Origin of the sequence: Roseibium album, assembly GCF_001404515.1 — a bacterium.
GTDB classification, from domain to species: domain Bacteria; phylum Pseudomonadota; class Alphaproteobacteria; order Rhizobiales; family Stappiaceae; genus Roseibium; species Roseibium album.
On record NZ_CXWE01000001.1, the window covers coordinates 1,008,578 to 1,030,105 of the forward strand.

At 57.1% G+C, this 21,528-nt stretch carries 16 protein-coding genes; 15 read left to right on the forward strand and 1 reads right to left on the reverse strand.

Going from position 1 to position 21,528, the window contains the following annotated elements; genetic code table 11:
- Positions 1-60: 60 nt before the first annotated feature.
- The 8 genes from LA5095_RS04455 to LA5095_RS04490 are packed head-to-tail and all read left to right on the forward strand — an operon-like array spanning position 61 to position 8,218.
- Complete coding sequence (locus tag LA5095_RS04455; RefSeq protein WP_055112253.1) at positions 61-1,071, forward strand: TRAP transporter substrate-binding protein; 1,011 nt, start codon at positions 61-63, stop codon at positions 1,069-1,071.
- 45 nt (positions 1,072-1,116) lie between these two features.
- Entirely contained in the window at positions 1,117-1,641 is a 525-nt protein-coding gene (locus LA5095_RS04460) for a TRAP transporter small permease (protein WP_055112256.1), read from the forward strand.
- A gap of 5 nt (positions 1,642-1,646) precedes the next feature.
- Positions 1,647-3,023 carry a TRAP transporter large permease gene (locus tag LA5095_RS04465; RefSeq protein WP_055112775.1) on the forward strand — a complete coding sequence of 459 codons (1,377 nt, stop codon included), beginning with the start codon at positions 1,647-1,649 and terminating at the stop codon, positions 3,021-3,023.
- Between the two features lie 16 nt (positions 3,024-3,039).
- Positions 3,040-3,822 carry a coniferyl-alcohol dehydrogenase gene (locus LA5095_RS04470; protein ID WP_055112257.1) on the forward strand — a complete coding sequence of 261 codons (783 nt, stop codon included), beginning with the start codon at positions 3,040-3,042 and terminating at the stop codon, positions 3,820-3,822.
- A 10-nt stretch (positions 3,823-3,832) separates the two neighbouring features.
- Positions 3,833-4,630 (forward strand): nuclear transport factor 2 family protein, encoded by a 798-nt coding sequence (locus tag LA5095_RS04475; protein ID WP_055112259.1) that lies wholly within the window; start codon positions 3,833-3,835, stop codon positions 4,628-4,630.
- A gap of 10 nt (positions 4,631-4,640) precedes the next feature.
- Entirely contained in the window at positions 4,641-6,152 is a 1,512-nt protein-coding gene (locus LA5095_RS04480; protein WP_055112261.1) for an aldehyde dehydrogenase family protein, read from the forward strand.
- 54 nt (positions 6,153-6,206) lie between these two features.
- A complete protein-coding gene (locus LA5095_RS04485) occupies positions 6,207-7,388 on the forward strand; it encodes an OsmC family protein (protein ID WP_055112779.1) in 1,182 nt (393 codons plus the stop codon).
- Positions 7,389-7,444: 56 nt separating this feature from the next.
- Positions 7,445-8,218, forward strand: a complete 774-nt coding sequence (locus tag LA5095_RS04490; protein ID WP_055112263.1) for an SDR family oxidoreductase — start codon at positions 7,445-7,447, stop codon at positions 8,216-8,218.
- Between the two features lie 387 nt (positions 8,219-8,605).
- On the opposite strand, the gene LA5095_RS04500 is transcribed toward LA5095_RS04490, so the two are convergent.
- Complete coding sequence (locus LA5095_RS04500; protein ID WP_055112267.1) at positions 8,606-9,463, reverse strand: helix-turn-helix domain-containing protein; 858 nt, start codon at positions 9,461-9,463, stop codon at positions 8,606-8,608.
- Positions 9,464-9,597: 134 nt separating this feature from the next.
- Between LA5095_RS04500 and LA5095_RS04505 the strand changes: the two genes are divergently transcribed.
- The 7 genes from LA5095_RS04505 (at position 9,598) to LA5095_RS04535 (ending at position 21,466) form a co-directional block, all read left to right on the forward strand.
- Positions 9,598-11,241 (forward strand): sulfatase-like hydrolase/transferase, encoded by a 1,644-nt coding sequence (locus tag LA5095_RS04505; protein ID WP_055112269.1) that lies wholly within the window; start codon positions 9,598-9,600, stop codon positions 11,239-11,241.
- Between the two features lie 3 nt (positions 11,242-11,244).
- Positions 11,245-12,510 (forward strand): alkyl/aryl-sulfatase, encoded by a 1,266-nt coding sequence (locus tag LA5095_RS04510; RefSeq protein WP_055112272.1) that lies wholly within the window; start codon positions 11,245-11,247, stop codon positions 12,508-12,510.
- Positions 12,507-14,588: a TRAP transporter permease gene (locus LA5095_RS04515; RefSeq protein WP_055112273.1), complete on the forward strand. Its 2,082-nt coding sequence runs from the start codon at positions 12,507-12,509 to the stop codon at positions 14,586-14,588. Before LA5095_RS04510 ends, LA5095_RS04515 begins: the two co-directional genes overlap by 4 nt.
- A gap of 36 nt (positions 14,589-14,624) precedes the next feature.
- On the forward strand, positions 14,625-15,599 hold the full coding sequence (locus LA5095_RS04520) for a TAXI family TRAP transporter solute-binding subunit (protein WP_055112275.1): 975 nt from the start codon (positions 14,625-14,627) through the stop codon (positions 15,597-15,599).
- Positions 15,600-16,096: 497 nt separating this feature from the next.
- Positions 16,097-17,992 carry a calcium-binding protein gene (locus tag LA5095_RS04525; RefSeq protein ID WP_055112277.1) on the forward strand — a complete coding sequence of 632 codons (1,896 nt, stop codon included), beginning with the start codon at positions 16,097-16,099 and terminating at the stop codon, positions 17,990-17,992.
- A gap of 298 nt (positions 17,993-18,290) precedes the next feature.
- On the forward strand, positions 18,291-19,865 hold the full coding sequence (locus LA5095_RS04530) for a PilZ domain-containing protein (RefSeq protein ID WP_082475908.1): 1,575 nt from the start codon (positions 18,291-18,293) through the stop codon (positions 19,863-19,865).
- On the forward strand, positions 19,865-21,466 hold the full coding sequence (locus tag LA5095_RS04535; RefSeq protein WP_082442767.1) for a glycosyltransferase: 1,602 nt from the start codon (positions 19,865-19,867) through the stop codon (positions 21,464-21,466). The genes LA5095_RS04530 and LA5095_RS04535 overlap by 1 nt, the downstream gene beginning before the upstream one ends.
- Positions 21,467-21,528 lie beyond the last annotated feature (62 nt).

Below are 21,528 nucleotides of genomic sequence, written 5' to 3' on the forward strand. Positions count from 1 at the left end.
CATGAATGGTTTCGATGTCCAATTCTGCATATCTTCCGAGGAACATTCTGGGAGGAAGCCATGAAATCGAAATCGCTGCTTGGCGCGGCCGCAATTGCGCTCGTGTCGATGATGCCGCTTGCCGTTTCTGCGGAGGAGCTTTCCGTCGCGAATTTTGTACCGCCGCAACATCACACGAATTCAGTCCTGTTCAAATGGTTCGGGGAGGAAGTCGACAAGCGTTCGGGCGGGACGCTCACGATCAAGGTCTACCCGGCAGGCCAGCTTGGCGCAGGGCCGGTGCAACAATACAAGCGCGCCGTCGAAGGCGTTGCGGATATTACCTTTGGGCTGCAGGCCTACACTCCCGCCATCTTCCCGAAGACGATGTTGATCATTCCGCCGGGCAAGGCAACAACTGCACTGGAGGCCACGGAACGTCTCCTGTCGGTATACGACGAGCATCTGGCTGACGAATACGAGGACGTGAAACTTCTTGGTGTGTTCACTGTGGCTGGAAATGCGTGGGCTGCAACGGGGGACTATTCGACTCTCGCATCCCTGGCGGGAACGAAAATGGTGCCCTATGCGGCGATGACGACACCACTTGTCGAAGCCTTGGGGGCGGTGCCGGTGCAGATGCCCGTCACGGAGATGTATACCGGACTGAGCACCGGAACCATCGACAGCACGACGGCCACTTACAACAACATGACACCGCCGTGGAACTTCTGGGACGTTTCAAGCCACTTCATCGAGAATGTACCGGTTCAGTTTGCCGTGTTTTTTGTCGCGATGAACAAGGAACGCTATCTGGAACTCTCCGATGAGCACAGGGCCATCATCGACGACCTCGCCGGCGAGACTTTCTCGATGATGGGTGCCCGGAGCTTTCATGGTGCAGACGAGCGTTCGCTCGAGATCATGAAGTCCGCACCGCAAATGGAAAAAGTCAGCTGGGTCTCGGTTGCCGACGAAGAACGGGCAAAGATGGATGCGGCCGTGGCCGAAGGCATGAAGGCAATTTTCGCCGATTATGCCAATCGCGGCATCGACAATGCCGAAGATATCTACAACGCGATCAACAAGTGATGGCACGGGCGGCCTTTGGCCGCCGTTCCAGGATGGAGGTGCATCGTGCCCGATCTGATGTGGATCAAGGCGTTGGACAAGCTGCTGGTTTGGCTCGCGCTCATCATGGGGGGTGTAATGCTCGCCTTCATGACGCTGTTCGGAACCTGGAACGTGCTGGTCATGCGCAAGGTCATGAATGCACCGGTCCGGGGTGCTGAAGACCTTATGATCCTGTCGCTGGTGATCCTCGTCGCAATTGCCATTCCTTTTGGTGGCCGCTGCGGCGCTCATATTGAAATCGAGGTTATGGAAAGTCGGATGTCTCCCGGCTTTGCCCGTTGGTCGATGTTGGGTCTGCGTCTTGTCGCCGGCGCTCTGATGCTCCTCATGTCCTATGAGCTTGTCAAAGCAGGCGGGAAGGCGACGAAATTCGGAGAGACGACCCAGCAGCTGCTGATCTCCTACGAACCCTTTTACTACCTTCTGGCCATCTGCGTTGCCGTTTATGCGCTCGTTCTGGCCAGCGACGCAATTCAACTCTTGCTGTGCGGCAAGATCCGGCAAATCGCTTTGGGGGCAGACCTGTGATCAGCATGACCATGCTCGGAGTGTTCGGCCTCCTGTTCCTGTTTGTCCTTCTGGCGCTCCGGTTTCCCGTGGCGCTTGCAATGATACTGGTTGGTGTCGTCGGCACGATTGTCGCAACTGCAAATCGTTTCCTCCTGCTTGGCATGGGCCCGGACCAGGCGTGGGCACGGGGTTTCAAGACGGCCATGTCCAATCTGTCCGGCGAAACCTTTGAAGCGGCTTCCAATTACAACCTTCTGGTCATTCCCATGTTCGTCCTGATGGGAAACCTTGCCGGGGTGTCGGGTATGTCCGCCGATCTGTTCAAGGCGGCCTATCGATGGATGGGACACATGAAGGGCGGTCTGGCGTCCGCGACAATTGCGGCTTGTGCAGGATTTGCTGCACTTTCCGGATCGTCCCTTGCAGCCGCCATCACCATGGGGCGGGTTGCGCTCCCGGAAATGAAGAAATTCAACTATTCGAATAGTCTTGCGACCGGTTCGGTCGCGGCAGGTGGAACGCTCGGGTTTCTGATCCCGCCCTCTGGCGGCATGATCATCTACGCGGTGCTGACGGAACAGAGCATTGGCCGCCTGTTCATGGCGGGCGTCATACCGGGCATTCTGATGACGCTTCTGTTCATCGGCGCTATTTACGCAACCGTCCTGCGTCGCCCCGAAGCCGGGCCACCGGGACCACGTTCCAGCTGGTCCGAGCGACGGTCAGCAACGATTGCCGCCTTGCCGTTCGTCGCCGTTGTCGGGCTCACGATCGGAGGCATGTACACGGGTTTCTTCACGCCCGTCGAAGCCTCATCGGTGGGCGCATTTCTCACGCTGTTGGTCGCTTTGTGGCGGCGGTCTCTCACTGTTGCAGCGCTGAGTGAAGTGACACTTCAGACCGTGAAGGCATCCGCGACCGTATTTCTGATCATTATCGGTGCATTCATCTTCATCCCCTTCATGTCGATCACCGAACTGCCCGGACAACTGGTGAGCCTGATGACGTCGCTCCCCATTGGCGACTACGGTATCCTCCTGATCATCATCCTCATCTACATGTTTCTCGGCATGTTTCTGGAAGGCATTGCCATGCTGGTGCTGACGATCCCGGTCGTGCTTCCGATCATCGCCGCCCTGGAATTCGGTTTTGACCCTTCCATGGCGGACATGAAGATGATCTGGTTCGGGATTGTCGTGGTGATCGTGCTGGAGATGGGCATGATCTCACCGCCGGTCGGCCTCAATGTCTTCGTCGTAAAGTCCATCGCCCCTGGCGTTCCCATGGGGCAGATTTTCAGGGGCATCTGGCCGTTTTGGTTCGCCATGGCCTTCATGCTGCTGCTGCTCGCACTGTTTCCTCAAATCGCAATTTTCCTGCCGCAGACGATGGTGGGCTGACCTTGGGAGAATTTTCATGAACAACGGCAAGACGTTTATCGTAACAGGGGCAGCGTCAGGTATCGGAGCAGAGACTTGCCGATTGCTGAAGGAGCAGGGCGCAACCGTCATCGGCGTCGATCGCGATCCAACAGGCAACGCCGATCGGTTTTTCGAGGCAGACCTGGGAGATCCTGCGTCAATTGACACCCTTGTCGCAGAGCTGCCCGAGGGGGCGGATGGACTGGCCAATATTGCCGGTGTACCGCCAACCCGGGCAGCCGAAGCAGTTCTGAAAGTCAATTTCTACGGATTGCAGCGCTTGACGCTCGCGATCGTACCCAAGCTCGCGGACGGAGCATCGATCGCAAACCTGGCATCCCTGGCAGGGTTCGGTTGGCCCAATGCGGTCGATCAGGTCAAACGGGCGATGAAAGTGTCGCTTGATGACGATGTCGCCGGCTTTTGCCGGGCCGAAGGTCTCGATAATGCCGAGGGTGGCCGTTCCTATTTTCTGTCAAAGGAAGCTCTGATTGTCTGGACAATGCAGAACCGATGGACCTGGCGCGACCGAAACATAACGATGAACTGCATCAGCCCGGGCCCGGTCGACACGCCGATCCTGGGGGACTTTCTTCAAACGCTTGGCGAGCGGGCGAAGGAAGATCGCAAGCACATGGACCGGCCGGGGAGACCACAGGATGTGGCACCTGTCGTCGCCTTTGCACTGAGCGAACATGCAAAATGGTTCCGCGGTGCAAACCTGACAGTCGACGGTGGCATGTCCGGCCATATCCTGAGCAATTTTCACCAGTTTTGAGGCTTCCATCATGCATTCGCTGTCAGGCACCAACAAGGTTCATCACGCAAAGGGACTGTATCTCGACGGCATCCGGGACGGGAAGGTCTGGGAGGCGCTCAACGCGCACACCGGTGCCCGCTATACGCAGCATTCGACAGGAGTTGGCGATGGACAGAAGGGTTTTGCTGAATTCTTCGGTCCGTTCCTCGAGCGCAACCCGGTACGCCAAATCGAAGTGATCCGCGCCATTGAGGACGGATCCTTTGTCTTCCTTCACGTTTTTCAGAGCCTCAACAATGGTGAGAGCAAATGGGTGACAGGCGATTTGTTCGACACCGACGAGACCGCCAGGGTTGTTGAGCACTGGGACGTCATCCAGACGTTCGAAACAAGGACGAAGTCGGGCCGCACGATGACGGATGGCACCACAAGGATCGAGGATCTCCACAGGACCGAAGCCAACAAGGCCCTCGTACGATCCTTTTGCGACGCGTGTCTGATCAATGGTGATTTTGCGCGCGCTGCCGACTTCATTTCCGCGAACGAGTATCTGCAGCACAATCCCGATGCGGCCGACGGACTCGATGGGCTTGCAGGGCTCGTGTCGGATCTGGCGGCGCGCGGCGAAACCATGCGCTACTGGAAATTTCACAAGCTGATTGGCCAGGGCAATTTCGTCGTGACCCTCAGCCACATGCAGATGGGCAGGAGCCACTATTGCGTCTTCGACATCTTCCGGCTGCAAGAAGGCCGGATCGTCGAGCATTGGGACGTCACCGAAAAGATCCTCGCACCCGAGGAATGGAACAACCAGGGAAAGTTCTGAGGACAAGATCATGAACAACATGGACCAGGAGATAACCACGGGCATCTTCATAAACGGGAAGGTGCGCCCGGCTTCGGGCGGCGCTGTCTATGATCTGTTCAACCCTGCCAGACCCTCGGAGCTTGTCGGTCATGCAGCAGCGGCAACCCGAGAGGATATGAATGAAGCCGTCGAGGCGGCGCATGCAGCGTTTCCGGCCTGGGCGGCCCTTGGATTTGAGGAACGGGCACGAAGGCTGCGCGATATTGCCTCGGCTCTGGTGGCGGATCAGGAAGACGTCAAGTATCGCTCTCGCCTTTTTACCCGTGAACACGGCAAGATCGCGCGCGAGACACTGCTGGAAATGAGCCGCCTTGGCGACCGTTTCCTCCAGGCGGCTGCCTATGGTGAACGCATGGCGGTCGACGAGGAACTCGGACCGGCGGATGTCGGCCCGAAATTCGATACCATCATCACCCGGCAGCCGCGCGGTGTTGCCGCGTTGATCGTTCCCTGGAACTGGCCGTTGTCGATCCTTGGCGCCAAACTTCCGCAAGCGCTGGTAACCGGCAATACCGTGGTGGTGAAACCCTCGGAAGACAGCGCAATGGCACCGGTACTTACTCTGCAGATCATCGCCAGACTGCTGCCGCCGGGCGTCCTGAACATCATCACCGGTGATGCCGGACAGATTGGTGACACGCTGACCGGCCACTCGCTGGTGCGACTGGTCAACTTCACGGGGTCCGTCGGCGTTGGACGACACGTTATGAAAGTGGCCGCCGAAAACATCACGCCCGTCACGCTTGAACTAGGGGGCAACGATGCGGCCTTGATCCTGGAGGATGCGGAGTTGAATGAAGAAGCATTCAACAAGATGTACTGGGGTGCGTTCGGGTCCTCCGGCCAGATCTGCATGGCCCTGAAACGGATGTATGTTCACGCAAGTCGTTACGATGAAGTCGTCGACGGTTTTACCGCGGCCTGCGAGCGGGCCGTTGTTGGCGACGGTCTTGAGCCCGAGACCACTATGGGACCTGTCAACAATCCGCGCCAGCTGAAGATCGTCAGGGACATGATCGCGGAGGCACGGGCAAGGGGCGCAGATCTGAAGGAATGCGGCCAGGTGCCGGACGAGGATCTTTACAATGGTGGTGGCTATTTCCAGAAGCCAGCACTTGTCTACGACGCTGATCCTTCGCTCAAGATGGTCCGCGAGGAACAGTTCGGCCCCTGTCTGCCGATCATGAAGTTCCGCACCGAAGACGAAGCCGTCGCTTCGGCAAATGACAGTGAGTTCGGCCTGTGCTCGTCCGTCTGGACCTCCGATGCGGAACGCGCGGTGCGCATCGCCCGGCGGCTGGAGGCCGGTTACACCTATCTGAATGGCCACGGGCCGATGGCACAGGACGGGCGCGGACCGTTCGGCGGTTTCAAACTGTCTGGCATTGGCCGGAACCTCGGATATGACGGTGCGCTGGCTTTCGCCGAACCACATTCCATATCGGCTCCTGCCGGGTTCCTGCCCGAGCGACCGCAATGATTCCGTCGACCCTGGCGGGATCGGAAAAAGACAGATATTCGGGAGATGAATGACATGGCAAAACTTGGCGAGAACGTCATAGGTGAAAGCAGCCTGGCGCCGTTTTTCAAGGTGTCGAATGCGGTCGAAGTTGGCATCAATGCGCCGGAGAACCGTAAGGGTGATGCGCTTCGCACCTGGGTACGCTCACTGTCCGGGTTTCAGAAGGAGGCGCTCGTCAGATCCGCTAAAACCGGTGACACCTGGCGTCTGGTTTCCGATGAGGGACCTTATCTGAGCGGTCACGATGAAGCACCTTGCCCGCTGGCCTTTCTGACCACAGGCATGATTGCCAGCTACATGAACGAGATTTGTGCGCTTGCCGACATGCAAGGGGTCGAGATCAGGAAACTCAAGCTGATCCAGGACAATTTCTACACCATGAAAGGGTCCATGCCGAAGCGCACCATGGTGGGCGGCGCCGAACCGGTGGAATTGCGCGTGGAGATCGATTGCGACCTGGAGAATGGTGCGCTCAACACCTTCCTGATGAACGCGATCCATGCCTCGCCTCTCAACGGCCTGATGCGCGGCAAACTGGAAAGCCTGTTCAAGCTCGGCAGGAACGGTGTCGAACTGCCGACTGCGAAGGTTGCGGAACTGGAAGGAGACCTCTTTCCCGATCCGGGTAACCATTTCGCCAAAAGCCGGGCAGAGTCGTCTTCATTCATGCTGGTGGAGCCGGTTGGGATGACGCCGAAAAAGGACGTGGCGCTTGGAACGGCTGCGGCGGCATCCAGTCTTGCCGATGAACAGAACCGGCGTTTGAACCCGGGCGCGATTGCCGAACTCAGGCCTGACGGCATCAAGGACATCCAGCAGAGGCTTTATTCGCCCCATGGAACGAGCTTTCGTTTCCTGAGCTCCGAAGACGGCCGGGCACCGGATGCCAACACGCTGATTAGCGCGGGAATAGGCTTTTGCTTCATGACCCAGTTCGGGCGCTTCGTTTCGATGCTCAAGCTGGACCTGCCGGACTATCGTATCGTTCAGGACACGCATTTCTCCCTTGGTGGCGCCTCTGGCGGCACGGGTCGGGCCGGCGAAGCCGATCCGATCGAAACCCATGTCTATCTGGAAACATCGGAAAGCGATGAGACGGCCCAGGAAATGCTCGATATCTCCGAGCAAACCTGTTTCCTGCATGCCTTCTGCCGGACGGATTTGAAGACCAGGCTGAAAGTTGTCCGCGTTTGACGCGAGCGGCGATTGGCAGGAAGGTCTAGGTCGAGACAGGGTAGGGGAGGATTGAGATGCGCGTGGCGTTGACCGGAGGCTCGTCGGGGATCGGGGCCGAAGTTGCCAGGAAGCTGGCGGAGCTCGGGCACGAGGTAACAGCCTTTGATATCTCTGAGCCTCAGGTTCAGGTCTCGCGCTGGATCAAGGCGGACCTGAGCGATCCGGGCTCGATCCAGGCGGCGACCGATGCTGTGTCCGGAAAGTACGATGCGATCATCAACAATGCTGGCTTGCCGCCGAGAGATGGCCTGGAGGAGGTTATCCTCAAGGTGAACTGGTTCGGTTTGCGCAGGTTTATGGACGGCATGCTGGACAAGCTGGAACCAGGTGCTGCGATCGTCAATACGGCGTCGCGGGCAGGGGCGATGTGGCGGGATAACCTTGAGGAGGTCAAGGCATTGATGTCTCTCCAGCCGGATGAACTTCCGGCGTTCATCAGCGAAAGAGGCATTGACGCGACGCGGGCCTACAATCTTTCCAAGGAAGCGGTGATCGTCATGACCATGGCGGAAACCGAAAATCTGATTGCCCGGAACCTCAGAATGAATTCCGTCAGCCCGGCCGCCGTCAGCACTGGAATTCTGAAAGATTTCGCCGCAGCCTTCGGAGATAGGATGGTGAAAAACGTGGCGCGCGCCGGCCGGCCCGGCCTGCCGGAGGAAGTCGCCGAGGTGATCGTCTTTCTGGCCTCGCCGGAAAGCGGTTGGATCAAGGGCCAGGACGTGACCATCGATGGCGGCATGAGCGCGATGGCGATGAGCGAGGCGCTGGAAATTTCAGGAACGTGATAACTGAATTTACAGGCTTCATTCGCTCACCAGAATGACAAAGTCTCTATCGCCTTGGATGCTTGTCGCGTAAGTATCAAGCGCCGAACATGAGGTCAAAAGCTGGAAAGCAGGCAAATGATTGTCGAAAAGGGTCAATCTTCAAAATTCGAGAGGGTTTTGTGCAGAGTTTATAGTGCGAAGAGCAAATATAGTTATATAACTTTAATTTTATTATTCATCATTATGGTTCTTTTGGTTAAGCTTGTTCCAGATCCTTTCAGGTTTTATTTTTACATAACTTTTCCGTTATTATATGCTTTTGGAATGTTGTTGCATATTTTGTTCCGAGCCAAAGCGATGATGTCAAAGCTTGCAGGCAAGTTAAGGGAGTACAGAAGCGGGTAATCATCTGTTTCCAGGCAAAGTTTGAGCTGACAAAATATCCGGCGCCTTGATCCGCTCACGATCCAGCACCTCTGCCACCCTTCGAGCTGCCTTTTGAAGGTCGTCAAGACAGCCGAAGGCCAGCACTTCGTCGATATTCATGTCGTCGACCATCCACAAGATACTGATGGATCCGTGAACGCCCGAACTGGAAATGATCGGCACCGCCATGGCGCCGAGTTCCGGCCCCGGATCGAACGGCGCCTGCCAGTAGGCGGCCTCTCGAAGACCGAAACCGCGCTTGCGTGTATCGGCGATTTCAGTTGCCAGAAAGCCGCCTTCAATCATGCGAAGTTCTTCCTTGCCGGCGAAGTTCTTGAGGCTCTCAAGGTGTTTTTCCGCGACGGGTTCGGGTGAAAAGGCGAGGATGGCGCGGCCGTGTGCAGACAATACCATCGACGGACGAATGCCGAGTGCGGTACGGGTCGGGGCCATGGGACCGCGCAAGCGCGTGCTTTCAATGATTTCGATGCGTCCCGGACCTGTTACGGCATTCAGGTCGGACGGCAGACCTGTCCGCCGTCCCTTGAGATCCAGAAGAATGGGGCCGGCAAGTTCCGCGAGCGGATGCGCGCGAGCATTTTCGCCCAACACCTTGCCGATAGAATGCGAGAGTTCGTACTGGCCCTCCACGATGTTGCGCCGGACCCAGCCCCGGTGCTGCAGGCTGGCGAGCAGCCTCAACAGCGTAGCATTGGAATAGCCGGTTGCCTGGCGCAGATCAGCCAGGGACGACCGTGTGCGGCGCGACAGGAATTCGATGATTTCCAGCCCCCGTTCAAGGGATCTGACACGCTCGTTTCGAGGATTTTCGGTCATCGTTACATCGGTCCGCCTAGCGGACTGAAGATTAGACAACTCGAAAAGGAAGGGCAATACTTCTCTGACAAACGGGCATTGCCCGCGGGAGGGAACCGGTCAATCTGGTCGGCAAAAAGTGGAGAAATCCGCGCTTGAATATTCTTTTCATCATGTATGACCAGCTGCGGTTTGACTATCTCAGCTGCGCCGGACATCCGCATCTGCACACGCCGAATTTCGATCGTGTCGCAGCGATGGGCGTGCGCTTCACCAATGCCTATGTTCAGTCGCCAATCTGTGGCGCCAGCCGGATGAGCTTTTACACCGGCAGATATGTTTCTTCCCATGGTGCTGCCTGGAACGGCTTTCCCTTGCGTGTGGGCGAGCACACACTTGGCGACCACCTGCGTGATACCGGCATGGATTGCTGGCTGATCGGCAAAACCCACATGAAAGCCGACAAGGAAGGCATGAAGCGTCTTGGGCTGGCACCGGACAGTGTGATCGGGGCGCGTCAGGTCGAATGCGGATTTGATGTCTGGATCCGTGACGACGGCCTGTGGGGCAGTGGCCCGGACGGCTTCTATGACGAGAAACGTTCGCCCTATAACGAATACCTGAAATCAAAAGGGTATGAAGGTCAGAATCCCTGGGCGGATTTTGCCAACGCCGGAATAAATGAAGACGGAAACATTGCCTCCGGCTGGATGTTCGCCAATGCCGACAAACCGGCGAATATCCGTGAGAAAGACAGCGAGACACCCTGGCTGACAGCGCGCACCGTCGATTTCATCGAAGCGCAGAGCGGACCGTGGTGCGCCCATGTCAGCTATATCAAGCCACACTGGCCCTATATCGTTCCCGCCCCCTATCACGATATGTACGGTCTGAACCATGTTCCGGCCGCCAGCCGGCACGAGGTCGAACGGGACGATCCCCATCCGGTCTATGCAGCCTACATGGAAAATCGGATCTCCAGCGCCTTTCAAAGGGACGACGTCAGGCAAAAGGTCATCCCCGCCTATATGGGCCTGATCAAACAGTGCGACGATCAACTCGGTGTCCTGCTGGATCACCTTGAGAAAACCGGCCGCCTGAAAGACACGATGATCGTCCTGACATCTGATCACGGTGACTATCTCGGTGACCACTGGCTCGGCGAAAAGGATCTGTTCCACGATCCTTCGGTCAAGATCCCGATGATCGTCTATGATCCGCGCCCGGAAGCGGACGGAACGCGTGGAACGACATGCGATGCTCTCGTTGAATCCATAGATCTCGCGCCGACCTTCGTGGAGGCCGCCGGAGGCAAGGTGCCGGATCATATTCTTGAGGGTCGTTCGCTTCTGCCGTGGCTTCACGGCGAAAAACCGGAATGGCGTGAATTCGCCGTTTCCGAGTTTGACTTTTCACCGACCCCTCAAGCGGTGAAACTGGGGCTGGAACCCAGGGATTGCCGTCTCTTCATGGTGTTCGATGGTCGCTACAAGCTCATGCATGCCGAAGGCGGCTTCCGGCCGATGCTTTTCGACCTGAAACACGACCCCGATGAGTTCCACGACCTGGCAAAGGAAACAGGTCATCGGGCAGAAATCGACAGGCTTTATGCAATGCTGGCCGAATGGGGGCGGCGCTGTGCTCAAAGGGTAACGCGCTCAGACGATGACATAAAGGGAATGCGGGGAAGGTCCATCAGGAAAGGTATTCTGCCGTTTCTGGTGGATGGTTCGGAAGTTCCCGATGAATTGACGGAACACTATCGCGGACCGGCGCCACAGAAGCATACGGGAGGCTGAACCATGCCCAATGCTGATCTGCTCCATCACAATGAGATCCAGTTCCGCAAGTCGATTGTCGAGTTGGCACCCGGCATGTGGACCGCCGTCGGTTATGCGGCATCGACGCAACACGTCATCGAGGGGGCTTCATCTCTGACTGTGGTCGACACGTCGGAGAGCACCGGCGCTGCGAAGAACGTGCTCGATGAAATTCGCAAAAGGACCGGCAAGCCTGTCGGCCGGATCGTCTACACCCACAGTCATCGGGATCATATATCCGGCGCTGCCATTTTCGCAGAAGGTCGCGTGTGTCCGGTGATCGCGAATGCAAAATTCAAATCGGACCTGGTCGGGCAGGACGGTAACAAGATCGCACCCCACAAAGCCCTGAACCGCAGAACAGCAGCACAGTTCGGCATCGGGCTTTCCCCTGAAGAACGTATTTCTCTCGGGTGCGGTCCAGGTGATCGTCCGATGGAGGGGCTGGGGGGCGGGTTTTTGCCGCCAACACAGTTCATGGAAGACGATCAGGATATCGATCTCGACGGTGTCAGGGCGAGGCTCATCATGGCACCTGGCGAGACGGAGGATCACATGGCCGTCTGGCTGGAAGAGGCAGGCGTTCTGATCCCCGGAGACAACTGGTATCACGCCTTTCCAAATCTCTATGCCATTCGAGGCACGCCGTACCGCGACTTTGCCGCCTGGGCGGACAGCCTGGAGCTGCTTGAACAGCTCGGTGCGGCTGTTCTGGCACCGGGGCACACGATGCCGGTATTCGGCAAGGACAAGGTGCGGGAGGTGCTGAGTACAACACGTCGGGCGATCCTGCACGTGATGCGTCATACCGCCGAGGGCATGGACAAGGGTCAGTCCATGGATGACATCGTATCGGAACTTCGCCTTCCCGATGACATCGCTTCAAAGCCCTGGCTTGGTGAATTCTACGGCAGGGCGAGCTGGTCAGCCCGCGCCTTCGCGAGTGGAACGCTCGGCTGGTATGACGGCAATCCGACAACACTCGGGACGCTCTCATCAGCTGAACGAGCGAGGCACATGGCGGATCTTGCCGGCGGTGTCGAAGCCTTGACGGCAGCGGCACGTTCAACAATCGACCCGCAGTGGCGCCTGGAACTATGTGACCACCTGATTGCCCTTGGCGAACCGGTAGAGCTGCTCAAGGCGGAGACAATGGAAACCATCGCAGAGGACGAGATCAACGCGACGGCCCGAAACACCTATCTTTGGCACGCGCGCAGACTTCGCGGTGGGGAGACGAACAGATGACACCGGTCCGTGTTGAACAACGCGTTGCCGATCTTCTGGCCTTTGTCTTCGCGCTGGTGATACTGGTTTTTGCTGCCTCGGGTCCCTTGTCGGAATTCGTACGCTGGGTGATCGAGGTCACCACTCCCGGGTTCGATGAGCTGTCGCGTCGTCAACAGCGGTTACTTGCGCGCGAACACTGGCTCGGTGGCGGATTCCGGTCTTTCGAGCGCACGTTTCTGCTGCCGACCGGCCTGATCCTTGGGTTGCCGATCCTGTTTGCGTTTGCAATTTCCTTTCTCAGCCTGACCGGAATCCGGCCATGGGTGAATTGGGTCCTGGCCACCCTGTCGAGCCTTGTGTTCTGTATTTGGGTCGCGAACCTGTTTGCCGTGGACGGTGGGGCCTTGCCCGCCGCACGGCCGCTTGATTTTGTTCTGTTTCCGATTGCAACCGCGCTGGTGCTTTATCTGACCTGGCGCAATTTCGGCACGTTCATTGTCGGGTTCTGCCTCTTCTGGATCATTTACTTTTTCGTGCGTGGCTGGCTGCCGGAATGGACCGGTATTCTTGCCGGATCGGAGGCGACGCTGGCACAAAGCATGCGCTCCATGGTGCTGAATTTCTGGTCGCAGACGGGTGGTATGTTCGGGCAACCCCTGCAGGTTGTTTCCGGCAACGTCCTGATATTTATCGTCTTTGGCGCAGTTTTGATGGCAAGCGGAGCAGGGGATCTCCTCATGAAGATCGCCAATCGGCTGACAGGCGGGCTCACTGGCGGTGCCGCACATGCAGCAGTTGCAAGTTCCGCGCTCTTCGGCACCTTGAGCGGGGCTGCGATTTCCAATGTTGTTTCGACCGGAGTGATGACTATCCCTGTCATCAAGCGCTCTGGCTTCAAGCCTGCATTTGCCGCGGCAGTGGAAGCGGCGGCGTCAACCGGCGGGCAGGTGATGCCACCCGTGATGGGCGTTGTGGCGTTCTTCGTCGCCGGTCAGATCGGACTTGAGTACCGGTACATCGTGATCGCGGCAATCATTCCGGCAATTTTCTTCTACCTTGGCACATTCCTGACGGTCTATTTTGAAGCGCGTCGCCAGGGTGTTGGCCCGTTGCCGGCAGATGAACGCCCGAAACTGACGGGTGCAGAACGTGTCCAGTGTCTCGTCTTTGTCCTGCCACTTGGTGTGCTGAGCTATTTCCTGTTCGCCCAGCCTTCGGTTCCCAAGGCGGGTTTCTACGGCTTCATCGTTGCGCTTGCATCCGCGCTGGTCCTTTTCCGCGGCTTCCGCTCGCGGGAAATGCTGTACAGTGCGTTTGTCAGTGCCGGTCGCATGTCCGCCTCGATCATCGTCATTGTCACGGCCATCGGCCTGATCGTCGGCCTCATCCAGGTGTCGGGTTTCAGCGGCCGTCTGTCTCTGCTGCTCGCACAGCTTGCAGACGGGCCACTCTTCGGAACGCTGGTGGTTGTTGCCCTTGGCGCCATTGTCCTGGGAATGGGACTGCCGCCGGGTGCAACCTATTTCATCATCGTCATCGCGCTCAGCTCCGGCATCGATGCGGTCGGCATAGCTCCGCTGACATTGCACCTCTTCGTGGTTTTCTTCGCGGTTATCTCGACCGTGACACCGCCCGTCGCACTTGCTGCCTTCGCAGCCGCACCGATTGCCGGTGCCGATCCGGTGCGCACAGGCTTTCAGGCCGCCCGGCTTGCCTTGGCCGGGTTCATCATTCCCTTCGTTTTTGTCTATCACCCGGCCGTTCTCTACAAGCTCCAGGTCCTGTTTGGCTGGTTCGGCGGCGAGGTGCCGACATCGAAGGCGATGATCGATATCTCCAGCGTGACCTGGCTGGATCTTGGCTGGATCCTCTTTGCCTTCACGCTTGCCATGTGGCTGTTGACCTCGGCTGTCACGGGATTTGAAAAGAACCGTCTCAACATCTTGGAACGGATCTTGAGGAGCGCTGCCGGTATCGCCCTGCTGATCCCGAACATGGCGATCGCCGGAACGGCACTCTTTGCGGGAATTGGCCTCGTCATTGGACACAGGTTTCTGGGAGGAGACCCGTCACCGGTCGATGCAAAATCGGTCTGAACACAATCAAAACGCATTTTTCAGGGAGGAAATCGCATGCGGAAACTGGCAATTGCTGCAAGTGCAGCCATGATCTGGGCAACGCCGGTCCAGGCACAGGAAACACTGAAGATGGCGACGATCGCGCCAAGTCTCGGTCAGGCAATCACCATGGCGACCTTTGCCAATATCGTGACGGACAATCTGGACAATGTCGAAATCGAGGTCTCGGGTGGTGGCGCCGCGACGTTGCACATGATGGAAGTCGCGCGCGGCAATCTCGATTTGTCTATGACCAGCCCCGTCATCTACAACCTGATGTCTGCGGGCAAGGCCATGTATGCCAATGAGCCGGAAGCACCTGAGCTTGCCAAGAACTACAAGCTGCTGATGTGGTTCCCGTACGGCCAGTATCACTTCACGGTTCGCGGCGACAGCGACATTCAGGTACTCGACGACATCGAGGGTGCATCCGTGTTTCTTGGGCCCCAGGGCGGTGGTGCCTACAACGCGGCACGCGGATGGGTGGAGGCAACCACTGGCCTTGTGGTCGGCGAGGACTATGACGCCATCAAGGCCAACTGGCAGACCGGATTTCAGGCGTTTCTTGATGGCAAGATCGACGTCTATGTGAATGGCTGCCTCGATCCGTGCGGGCAGTTCATCCAGTTCACCGAAACGGAGAGCCTGCGTTTCATCGGACCGGAGAGCGACGAGGGCGAGGAAGTCGACAAGTGGCTTGGCAAATGGCGCTATCGCGCTGAAGTCCCCTCGGGAATGTATGACGGTCAGACCAACGAGGAAGCGGTGATGTCCTTTGACACCGCAGTCGGTATCGGTGTCCGCGCCGATGTTGACGAGGAAACTGTCTACCAGATCACGAAAACCTTCTGGGACAACCTGGAGCAGGTCACGTCGCAAGCTCCCTGGGCAAAGGCGCTGGACGTCAAGTTTGCGGCTTCCAAGCGCGGCCTGATGGAGCTGCATCCGGGTGCGGAACGCTACTACCGCGAAGCAGATGCCATTGAATGATCCTGAGTTGCGGGAGGTCCTGGCTTCCCGCAACATGCGGCCCGGGAGATCGGGTTTGACAGTGAATGACGATCAGTTTGAGATCGGGCCGCGATCAAGTCGCAGTCACAGTTCGTGACCAAGAAAGAGAGACGCCATGGAACGGCATTTCGACCTGGTGAAGATTTGACACCGGTCTGTGTGGTTGCGTCAAAGCCGGTTGGTTCTATGGGCAGGGAACGCTGGGCCGGACACTCTTGAAATCGTGTTCTGGAGTTGGAACTGGTTCGACTACAGCAACAACTGTCTGAGCTCTGCAACTATCAAAATAGACATTGCAAAATAAAAAAACTTCGTCGCTTTTTCGAAAGATCTGGCGAATTTAAATTTTCGGAAATCAGCAACTATCTGAAAAATATAAGTAAAATTCCTTGTTTCGCTCCAGGGTTAATGGCCCGTTTACTGCAATGCCTCCGCTGATTTGCGCAGTCGCGCATCAGTATTAGGAGTGCAAGACAATGCCAAGCTTACCCGCAACACGTCCTGTCATCGGGACCAATGAAGATGATGTACTGAACGGATCGAAACATTCTGACGTCATGTCAGGACGTTTCGGTGACGATCTCCTGACCGGCCGGAACGGCAACGACGAAATCTGGGGCGGAACGGGAGACGACACGCTCTACGGCAACAATGGCAACGACATCCTCTTTGGATCGGGTGGTCCGAGCCTGGTCCAGGTGACCTCAGTCGAAATTACTGACGACCATCCGGTTTCCGTGGTTTTTGAAGGCGAAACAGCGGGTTACCGCAATACCTTCGGATACTACAAGATCACGGAAGATGGCACGATCACGGACGTTGAATTCATCTGGCCGAATGCATCGCTGCAAGGCAGCGGCGGCAATCTGATCCAGGGGGAATCGCGCGAATTCCTCGATGTCGGCGCCGGCGATCGAATCGCATTTTTTATCGTTTCCAACGGCTATAGCCGAAATGGCGGCTACTCGCATCTCGACCTGGAAAACGGAACTCTCGAGTTCCAGAATGCCGATGGCTCGCAAGCATCGCTCACCAGCGACAGCCCGCGGCTCTACCATATTGCGCCGGACGGCACGAAGACGCTCGTTCAATATGACCCCTATCACACGTCCGCCCACGGCGACACGGTCAACCTGAATCCGGACAATCTCCTGCACACGACCGGCGTTCTGAAAACCGATGCAGGAACCTTGACCCTGGGTTTTGAGGATCTTTTCAACGGGGGAGACCGCGACTTCGACGACAGCGTTTTCACCGTCGACATCGGCCTTGCCAATGCCCTTGTCCTGAACGCCCACTACAACACGGCTTCCGGTGGCACCGATCCTGACCCCGGCAATGGAGGAGACACGCCGGTTATCGAACGCACCGACAATGACTTTCTGCATGGTGGTGCCGGTGCCGACGAGCTTCACGGTCGATCCGGCGATGACTGGCTCTATGGAAACAACGGCAATGACGAGTTGCATGGCGGCAGTGGCAACGACCACCTGTACGGAGACTCGGGTGAGGATACGCTTTACGGCAATTCCGGTAATGACACGCTCTTTGGGGGCCAGCAGAGTGACGAACTGAACGGCAACAATGGAGACGACACGCTTTACGGAGAAAGCGGCAATGACACTCTGAATGGTGGAACCGGAAATGACACGCTGGATGGCGGGAACGACGATGACATGATCATCGGCGGTTCCGGAGACGACGTGATGCTGGGTGGTTACGGCGAAGACACCCTCAAGGGTGGTGCCGGAAATGACGAACTTCGCGGCGGCCACAACAACGACAGGCTCTATGGCGGTCATGACGATGACACGTTCTTCGGAGACGCCGGAAACGACTATATGCATGGTGGCCGTGGCAACGACACCGTCGACTACACAGCCTATGATGTCGATCTGTCTATCCTTCTCCATAACAAGAAGGCGCATGGCCTGGAGATCGGGACAGACACATTGCATTTCATCGACAATATCAGGTCCGGATCCGGCAATGATATTTTGAAAGGTACGTCGGGCGTCAATGTCATTGATGGCGGTGCAGGCAATGACGCAATCCGAAGCCTGGGTGGCAGTGACACCCTGACTGGCGGAACTGGCGTGGATACCTTCATTTTCCGCAGCTACGATCTGAGTGGTCTCGATATCATCACCGATTTCATTGTCGGCACCGATCTCTTGGACTTCAGCCACCTTGCAGGCAGCGATAGTGATGAGACGTTTCTGGACAAGCTTCAGACAACGGCGTCGAACGGCGATACGCATCTATCGGTCGATCTGGGAGGTGACGGAACCTATCAGGACATCTGCACCTTGCAGGGGGTAGGAGATCAGTCTGTCCAGTTTCTTTACGACAGTGACTGCTTCATCTTCTGAAAACTGAAAACTGAAAACTGAAAACCGGGTTGCGGATGGAAAAACCGCCGCCCGGTTTACGCCTGAGCGAAAACCGTAACCTTTGCAAAATGGGAAGATCTCCGGTCTCGGAAAGTCTCGAAGGTTTTCCCATTTTGCAAACCTGGTGTGAGTTTCAATTAGCTTGTTTTTGAAAGATAATGAAAATCAGTAAGTTAGAGCGCTTTCCTGAATCTGAATTCTCGCCGTTAACTGTGCTGAGCACTTGGCATTCGTGTTGCAAAGTGTCTGCTGTCGACGCAACAGCAGGAACCGCAACGTGGAAATCATTCACGAAAGACCCAGCCAGAGGCTGCACTACAGGGTAACGGCGCCCATGCGCGTTGCCATGGGGGCGCAGTCTTTCGATGCTGTCGACTGGGGTCTTGGCGGGTGCCGGATCGCAGGTGCGTTTCGTGATCTTCCGGAAATGGGATCCTGCCACACGCTCTTGTGCACACTTCCTTTTCAGGGGTTCAACATAACACTCCAGGCCGAAGCGGAAGTTGTTCGCCTGGATGAGGCCGGCGGTGAGGTCGCCTTCAGGTTCGTGCAGCTTGGTGAGCGTGAAGCTGCCCTGATGCAGCATTTTGTGGAAGACCTCGTCCGCGGCAAGATGACCGATGTTGCGGACACGATTGTGCGGATCGACACTCCGGTCACACCGGTTCCGACAAAACCGGATCCCAATCCTGTCGAGGCTTTGCCGGTTCGCAGATGGCCGCTCAGGCAGATCGTCATGACACTTTTCTATGTTGCCCTGGGAGCTGCGGTCTTCGGCTATGTGGGCGTCTATGCTTTTGCGACCCTTTTCCGGCTTGAGGTTGAATCTGCCGTCGTGACGGCGGACCGATCGACGGTCACGGCGCCTGTCGCCGGCCGCATTGTGGATCTGCCGCAGCGAACAGGCGCCCTCGTGACAGCAGGAAGCTTGCTGGCCGTGCTGGAGAACACTGATCGGCAGGACACGCTCCGCCGGGCAAAATCCGAGCTTGCTTCCACGCGTGCCGAACTGGCGGAAAGACAGGCTCTCGTCGAAGAGGAAAGAAGGCGCGCGGAAGGATATGCACTTGTTGCGAAGAACAATGTTCGCCAGGCGGAATCACAGCTTGCCGGGCTTGCACTTGCCAAGGAAAATGCAAGCCTCAAGCTTGATCGCGTGCGCGCACTGGCAGCGAAGGGCCTCATTCTCACAGACGAAGTTGAGACAGCGGAATTGTCCCTGAAATCGGTTGATTCCGATCTCGCCCGGAAGCAAATCCATATTCAGGAACTGAAAGAACTCATCGACGGCGGCAACAGCATCCGTCTTTTCACCGGCAATGCCTTCGCAGGACGGCTCGCCGAAATGGAGGCAAGGGTTGCCCGCCTCAAGACCGAAGAGGACTATCAGCAACGCCTTGTCGAGGATCTTGGCGCGCGAGAGACGGAACAAGAAGTACTTGCACCGACCGACGGCAGGTTGATCTCGGTTGAGATTGCCCGGGGGAACGCAGTCAAACAGGGTGCTCCGTTGTTGGTTTTCGAAGAAACCGGTGCGGAAGAAATCTGGGCCTTCCTGACCCAGGAGGAAGTGCTTCAGGTGCGCAGGGGAAGCACGGCATCTCTTTATGTGCCGACGGAAAACCGTTGGATGTCAGCCGAAGTGATGGAAATCGACAGAACTGCTGGTTTTGTCGACGAGGTGACGGAAACACATCGCTTCCGGTCGCCGGATGGTCGCTCCGCACAGGTCACGCTTCGACCGGCGGAAGGGGACCTGCCGTCGAGCGGCACCCCTGTCACGGTCTATTTCGAACGCCATCGAAACAATCTGGTGTTCAGGACACTGCAGCAGCTGACAAGGGGACTGTGATGGGACAGGAAAAATCATCGCTCCCCTACAAGGTCGACGAGATCATGCACCAGCCAAAGGGGTGGGCGAAATGGACCCCTTGGGCGCTCTTTCAGATTACGCTCTATTTCGGTCTCTGCTTCATTGGGCTCACCGTTTTCGAAAACGTCTTCTTCAGTCCGTCGACCAGGGAAATCACCCTTGTGATTGGTCTGCTTGGTATCTGGCGCTACGGATGGTGGTTCACCCACGCGGTCCGCGCCTGGATCTACGGCCGTTTTGTCTACCCGTCCATGCGCGACGCCGGGAAAAAGGTCTGGGAAGACGGCTGGCGTCCCAGGCACCTTCATTTCATGATGACCACCTACAAGGAACACCGCGATATAACCGAAAAGGTGATCCGTTCGATTTGCCGTGAGATCAAGGACGCCGGCGTTCCGGGCACGATCTGGCTTGGTTCCGGCGACCGCTCCGATGAGGAGCTGATTTCCAGCCTTCTTCTTCGCGAATGGTCTGACCTGGATGTCACCCTTCACGTTGTGCGGCAAAACCAGCCGGGCAAACGGCTCGCGATCGGTTTGGTTCTGCGTGCCATGAGTCGCGGCAATGTCGAAAAGGACGATCTCATCATCTTCATGGATGGCGATTTCATTCTCGCGCCAAACGCCGTCGGAGCCTGTCTGCCGCTGTTCAAGCTTTATCCGGATCTGCAGGCCTGTACCACGGACGAGGAAGTTCTGTGCATCGGTCCCCGATGGATCGCCAACTGGCTGACAATGCGTTTCGCCCAGCGTCGTCTTGCCATGCAATCCCATTCCCTGTCCGGCAGGGTCCTGACCTTGACAGGTCGCATGTCGGTCTTTCGGGCCAATCATCTGGTGAAACTGAAATTCATACGTCTGCTTGAGGCCGACCACCTCGAGCACTGGCTCTGGGGCAAATTCCGGTTTCTGTCCGGTGACGACAAGAGTACCTGGTACTACATGCTGCAGTCAGGGTGCCGCATGCTCTACGTACCGGACGCGATGGGCTATACCGTCGAGGTGATCGAGGGATCCGGCATGGACCGGATGGTGCAGAACTTCCGCCGTTGGTCGGGCAACATGCTGCGGAATGGCACAAGAGCACTTGCGCTCGGACCGCACCGCATGCCGTTTTTTATCTGGTGGTGCCTGCTCGATCAGAGAATGTCCATGTGGACCATGCTTGTAAGCCCGGTTTTGGCCGTGAGCACCTCTGTCCTCTATGACCCACACTACGTTTTCGGTTACGTCGTTTTCATATGTATCACGCGGATGCTGCTGTCCCTGTTTCTGTTCCAGTATGCGCGCAAGGTTGATCTCAGCTATCCCTTCATTCTCTACTTCAACCAGCTCATCAACGCATCGGTGAAGGTCTACTGTATCTTCAGGCTGTCCAAGCAGCGCTGGTCGAACCGGGGCGATCAACGCGCGGGCGACGGTGACGGATTTGTCGCCACGTTGCAGAACTGGATGGCAAGCTATCTGACGCTTTTATACGTCACGATCCTCTTTCTTGCCGTTTGCCTGATGGCGGGCCTCATCGATCCACCGAGCACCCGGATGATCTCGTATCTGCTTGGTTTGACTGCATCGACCTGAGGCGGCTAGGCAGCTTCCGATTTTGCAAACCGGTTTTTCCAAAATCGAAATGGGTTCACGTT

What these genes read in the sequence shown, in the direction of transcription:
- LA5095_RS04455 (WP_055112253.1), top strand. Translation starts at nt 61, where the DNA reads ATGAAATCGAAATCGCTGCTTGGCGCGGCCGCAATTGCGCTCGTGTCG.
- LA5095_RS04465 (WP_055112775.1), top strand. Translation starts at nt 1,647, where the DNA reads ATGACCATGCTCGGAGTGTTCGGCCTCCTGTTCCTGTTTGTCCTTCTG.
- LA5095_RS04470 (WP_055112257.1), top strand. Translation starts at nt 3,040, where the DNA reads ATGAACAACGGCAAGACGTTTATCGTAACAGGGGCAGCGTCAGGTATC.
- LA5095_RS04475 (WP_055112259.1), top strand. Translation starts at nt 3,833, where the DNA reads ATGCATTCGCTGTCAGGCACCAACAAGGTTCATCACGCAAAGGGACTG.
- LA5095_RS04480 (WP_055112261.1), top strand. Translation starts at nt 4,641, where the DNA reads ATGAACAACATGGACCAGGAGATAACCACGGGCATCTTCATAAACGGG.
- LA5095_RS04485 (WP_055112779.1), top strand. Translation starts at nt 6,207, where the DNA reads ATGGCAAAACTTGGCGAGAACGTCATAGGTGAAAGCAGCCTGGCGCCG.
- LA5095_RS04490 (WP_055112263.1), top strand. Translation starts at nt 7,445, where the DNA reads ATGCGCGTGGCGTTGACCGGAGGCTCGTCGGGGATCGGGGCCGAAGTT.
- LA5095_RS04500 (WP_055112267.1), bottom strand. Translation starts at nt 9,463, where the DNA reads ATGACCGAAAATCCTCGAAACGAGCGTGTCAGATCCCTTGAACGGGGG.
- LA5095_RS04510 (WP_055112272.1), top strand. Translation starts at nt 11,245, where the DNA reads ATGCCCAATGCTGATCTGCTCCATCACAATGAGATCCAGTTCCGCAAG.
- LA5095_RS04515 (WP_055112273.1), top strand. Translation starts at nt 12,507, where the DNA reads ATGACACCGGTCCGTGTTGAACAACGCGTTGCCGATCTTCTGGCCTTT.
- LA5095_RS04520 (WP_055112275.1), top strand. Translation starts at nt 14,625, where the DNA reads ATGCGGAAACTGGCAATTGCTGCAAGTGCAGCCATGATCTGGGCAACG.
- LA5095_RS04525 (WP_055112277.1), top strand. Translation starts at nt 16,097, where the DNA reads ATGCCAAGCTTACCCGCAACACGTCCTGTCATCGGGACCAATGAAGAT.
- LA5095_RS04535 (WP_082442767.1), top strand. Translation starts at nt 19,865, where the DNA reads ATGGGACAGGAAAAATCATCGCTCCCCTACAAGGTCGACGAGATCATG.